This is a genomic window from Paenibacillus chartarius (genome assembly GCF_042432825.1).
GTDB lineage: Bacteria > Bacillota > Bacilli > Paenibacillales > NBRC-103111 > Gordoniibacillus > Gordoniibacillus chartarius.
On the sequence record NZ_JBHLWN010000088.1, the window covers coordinates 1 to 4,561 of the forward strand.

Annotated in this window: 6 protein-coding genes; 5 read left to right on the forward strand and 1 reads right to left on the reverse strand. The window is 48.8% G+C overall.

Annotation, left to right across the window (positions count from 1 at the left end):
- The first annotated feature begins 724 nt into the window (after nucleotides 1–724).
- From ACFFK0_RS22855 to ACFFK0_RS22875, 5 genes are all read left to right on the forward strand, one after another.
- The gene (locus ACFFK0_RS22855) at nucleotides 725–1,348 is read left to right on the forward strand and encodes a DUF6431 domain-containing protein (protein WP_377472679.1); all 624 of its coding nucleotides are present in this window, start codon (nucleotides 725–727) and stop codon (nucleotides 1,346–1,348) included.
- 78 nt (nucleotides 1,349–1,426) lie between these two features.
- The gene (locus ACFFK0_RS22860; RefSeq protein ID WP_377472680.1) at nucleotides 1,427–2,281 is read left to right on the forward strand and encodes a DDE-type integrase/transposase/recombinase; all 855 of its coding nucleotides are present in this window, start codon (nucleotides 1,427–1,429) and stop codon (nucleotides 2,279–2,281) included.
- 143 nt (nucleotides 2,282–2,424) lie between these two features.
- A complete protein-coding gene (locus tag ACFFK0_RS22865) occupies nucleotides 2,425–2,808 on the forward strand; it encodes a Mu transposase C-terminal domain-containing protein (RefSeq protein ID WP_240353107.1) in 384 nt (127 codons plus the stop codon).
- Nucleotides 2,805–3,608 carry an ExeA family protein gene (locus ACFFK0_RS22870; protein WP_080832318.1) on the forward strand — a complete coding sequence of 268 codons (804 nt, stop codon included), beginning with the start codon at nucleotides 2,805–2,807 and terminating at the stop codon, nucleotides 3,606–3,608. The genes ACFFK0_RS22865 and ACFFK0_RS22870 overlap by 4 nt, the downstream gene beginning before the upstream one ends.
- A 12-nt stretch (nucleotides 3,609–3,620) precedes the next feature.
- On the forward strand, nucleotides 3,621–3,842 hold the full coding sequence (locus ACFFK0_RS22875) for a DUF5348 domain-containing protein (protein WP_176220599.1): 222 nt from the start codon (nucleotides 3,621–3,623) through the stop codon (nucleotides 3,840–3,842).
- Between the two features lie 440 nt (nucleotides 3,843–4,282).
- Here ACFFK0_RS22875 and ACFFK0_RS22880 read toward each other — a convergent pair.
- The coding region (locus ACFFK0_RS22880; protein WP_377472681.1) for an ATP-binding protein at nucleotides 4,283–4,561 on the reverse strand (279 nt) is incomplete at its 5' end.

Sequence of the window (4,561 nt, forward strand, 5' to 3'; positions counted from 1 at the left end):
CAACCGCCTTAGATATGAGTGTATACGAATTGTTCAATGATGAAAAAGAAGCCAAGCTGCAACAGAGAAAATGGTTATGGGCCAGTATTCTTTTATTGTTGCAACATGACGATGCCAAGCAACGACAGGCTTATCGTATTTTGCAGGCGTTGTTGGAGCCGGACAATGATGGTTAGTAGATCAATATCATAAGTTTGGGTAAAAATCTGTGTAAGCGGCTGGTCACATGATGATCAGCCGCTTATTTCATTTTCTTTTCCCAACTGATACATCAAATAAGCGGGGAGTATGGAATCGAAGCGAATAGGAAATGCTTCTTTATGGAAGACAATAATGAAATGTGGTGGCAGGCATCCATAACGATACCAAAATCTCCGTGCTTCAAGGTTATATGATCATCATTTTGGCCATCGGCCTCCAGAATCATGTCATTATTATTCCATTACTTTTGGGAGCTTCTTCCGACCTTTCAAATTCCTTGGAATTGCCCTTTGATAGAAAATGATTCTGGATGAATAGGTCTCTGGTGGAGTTAGGTCCCACAAAGATTGACATCATTAACCTATAATAGCTTAAAAGCCCATCAGTCTTTTGGACGGTGTTCGCCGCCTGACTTTATGGCGGGAAAAAGGCATGAATTCGCCATTCGGTGTGGCGGAGCCAAACCGAATAAACAGCCGACAATAGCCTAATCCCTTCTGTACAATGACGGTGGATTAGGCTATTGTCGATTAAAAAGGAAAATGCTCCCGAACCTTTGGCGAGGATCCCCGGGAGCATTCACTTCATCATGTCAAAAATACTTTATTTCGGCCTTTCTTGCAAGGCTTATTTACGCACATTCGGAAATCAATCTCCTGACGTCCAGCTCTGCTGTGAAAACTGCGGTCGGCTTCTCCATAAACACGGTCGTTATTGGCGAGGAATTGTGACGAAGCATGAGGTCATCCAGATCCCGATCTACCGTCGATATTGTCCTACCTGTAGAATAACAATCTCCCTCCTGCCGGAGTTCCTGATTCCATGGGCCCGGTATGCGACTTGGGTGCGAGAAGCGGCATTAAAGCGCAAGCACAAGGGATTCTCTTGGCGGCAGACGACAGAAAGCACAACAACTCCTGCCGTGCGTTATAGCCGCCGTACGTTGAAACGCTGGTGGGCAAGACATCTGCGCCGCGCAGCGGATGCAGCACTATGGGTTGCTGGGAAACTCGTAGCCCAGGGGGACGACACGGATATGCTCCACCTTTACCCCACCATGATGAACCCAACGCCAAGGAGCAAGGCAAACGAAAATCGCCTCCAAAATTGCTTTAAAAATCGCCTGGACGGCAAGTTGCCCTCCTGATCCCACAAAATATGCGCCCTCCCTGGCTTCTAGCGTCTATGCGATACTCTCATAGACCACAGGGAGAGGAGATTTAGCATGGATGAGCAAGCAAGGCAGCAAGAAGCCAACTTCCGTTATGGCTTAATTGCATCACTGGTTAGCCGCAAATTGGATCCCGGAGAACAGATGGCGTTGATGCGCGAAATTGTAAGCCATGAGTATGAAACGTCGTCGGGACAGCGAAGGAGAATTAGTCTACGAACGCTTGAGCAATATTTAAAAGCGTATCGCGAAGGCGGATGGGAGGCGCTGTTGCCCTCCGTCCGAGCAGACAAACTCACGACCAGGGAAATCCCCGAGGATGTGCTTGCCAAAGCGATTGCCTTAAAGCAGGAGCAACCCGGCCGAAGCGTCAGGCAGATTATTGCGATTCTGGAACTGGCGGCATTCGTGGCCCCCGGCACCCTGAAAGAAAGCACGCTTAGCAAGCAGCTTCGCCGTCGCGGCGTCACGCGCAAAGCGTTACTGAATACGGGGTGGAGCCACTTTCGCCGGTTTGAAGCCACGCACCGAAATAGCATGTGGCAAGGCGATGTGCAGCATACCCTTTACCTTCCGCATCCGGACAAGCCCGGCAAGAAGGTCATGGCCTATCTGGTTATTTTCATTGACGATTACTCTCGCTTCGTTGTGCATGGCCAGTTCTATTTCGAGGAACGTGTGGCCCGGCTGGAGGATTGCCTGAAGAAGGCGATTTTAAAGAACGGAGTGCCGGAAATGATCTATGTCGATAACGGCGCATCTATTCTTCACACCATTTTGAGCGGATTTGCGGGCGACTGGGGGCAGAGCTTAAGCATACTCGCCCCGGACGTCCTATGGGACGCGGGAAGCAAGAAAAGTTCTTCCGATTTGTCGACCAGAGCTTTGTGCCGGAGGCATACGACCTGATTGAACAAGGGAAGATCCAGACGCTTAACGATTTGAATCGATTCTTCTCGGCGTGGCTTGAGATTGCTTACCACCAGAAAGTCCACAACAGCTTTAAGCAGCGCCCAGTCGACCGATACCAAAAAGACGACCACCCGATTCGCATGTTGCCGCCGCATGAACTCATAGAAGTATTCTTGCTGGAGGAATCCCGCAAAGTGGACAAAACGGGATGCATCTCGCTGCTGGGCACGATATTCGAGGTCCAGACAGAGCTTGCCGGCTCGAAGATTCAGGTGCGATTCGATCCGCACGACCTGTCCGTCATCCAGGTGTGGAAGGACGGCCAGCGCTATGAAGACGCGAAGCCAATGAAGCTCCGCGATCCGAAAAACCGGCCGAAGCAGGATGAACCGAAGGCCGTCATGCAACCGCCGAAGACGGGCCTCAACTATGTGGAATTATTGGTGGAAGAACAGAAACGGCAGACCCGCGAAGCGCAAGGCGCTGCGCTTTCGCGAGCGATGAAAGAGGTGAATCGCTCATGATTCGTGGTTTCTTCGGGTGGGAGCGCGTTCCGTTCACCCGGGAGATTGAAACACGGCATCTGCACCGCTCCAAGCGATTCGAAGAATGTGTAGCACGGATGCAGTATATGGTGATGACTCGCTCGATTGGCTGCGTCACCGGTGAAATTGGCTGCGGCAAGTCGACAGCCGTTCGCTACTTGAAAGACCAACTGGATCCGAACAAGTACCGGTTTATCTATCTGTCGGATGCGAATCTGAAACCAAGGGACTTTTACCGTGAACTCCTCCACCACTTCGGCTTGCCGCCCAAGTTTCTGCGCAGCGAAGCCAAACGGCAATTCCAGCACCTCGTATGGGATTTGTACGAGAACCAGCAGAAGGTCGCCGTTATTGTCGTGGATGAAGCGCACCTGCTTTCAGGAGACATGCTGCAAGAAATACGCTTTTTGACGAATTTTCGTATGGACTCGATTTCGCCGCTTGCCCTGCTGCTCATTGGACAGCCGGAACTACAGGCCACGTTGCAACTGAGAATCTTCAAGCCGATTACACAGCGGATGAACGTGCGTTTTCATTTGGAAGGCTTGTCGCTCGAGGAGTGCCGCGATTACATCTCCCACCAATTGGAGGTTGCCGGAAGTACAGGGCCGGTGTTTACGACAGAAGCGATGGACGCCATATACGCGCATGCTCGGGGGATATGCCGAGAGATAAATAACGTCTGCACCGCTGCGCTTCTGGATGCAGTGCTGCGAAAAGACAAAATGATTGATACCGTCCATGTGACGAGGATCCTAGCTGAATTTAAGGAACAGTGAGGGATGACAAATATGAATGAGATACGATTTCATGGAGATACCGAGCGTTGGAACGTGTACGATGGAGAAGAGTTGCTTTGCTCGCTACGTTGTGGTGATGCCGTGATGATTCAAGTAGGAAAGCACTTCTTGCCATCCAACCTTGAGCTCGATACGGACTGGTACGTGAAGTTTGGAAATTCGAAGTTCTGGCTCCACCGACATGCCAAGTACCGCGTCCGACCGCTGTTCTAACTGCTCTTCGGAGCAGTTTTTTTACGCCGACAAACAAAGGCGAAATATAATTGTCTCCGAAACGGCGGTGAGGAAAGCAAAAAGCCACCGTCATTGGCGGTTCCGAATCTACCGTCAATTAAAGTGGCTGATGACAGGACGGGCTTTTGATACTTACCTTAAAAATATTCGATATTTTTGGAATCTCCAGATTGCATTGTAAGCATAATCTGAAATTTGAGGTTCGGCATAATAAGAAAACCGATCAATCACGCACAATAGATTCACATAACAGAATTAAAAAAATACCTGATTCTTCATCATGAATAAATGAGGAGAATCTAGTATTTTCTAAAGAGATCCATTTAACAATTGAATGTCATTTCTCTTGATCAATTGCTTTGAAAGGAAGATGCCCTCCAAGACTCTGTTACTTTGGTTCGGGGGTCTAGGGGGGGAATTCAAGGTTCTGCGGGAATCTGAATATGAAATTCAGTACCATGTTCCACCTTGCTGCTGATATGTATAGTGCCGCCATGTTGGTGAATCGTTGTAAAGACTTGGGTTAACCCCATACCCGTTCCCTCGTTTTTCGTTGAAAAAAATGGAGTGCCTAACATTTTTATTTGTTCCTCCGGAATTCCTATACCGGTATCTTTAATTTTGATATGAATAAATCCCTCCCTCAATAAATTAATGTTTTCTCCGTTTTTCTGACTTTTTCGCGTGTTTTCTTCTTT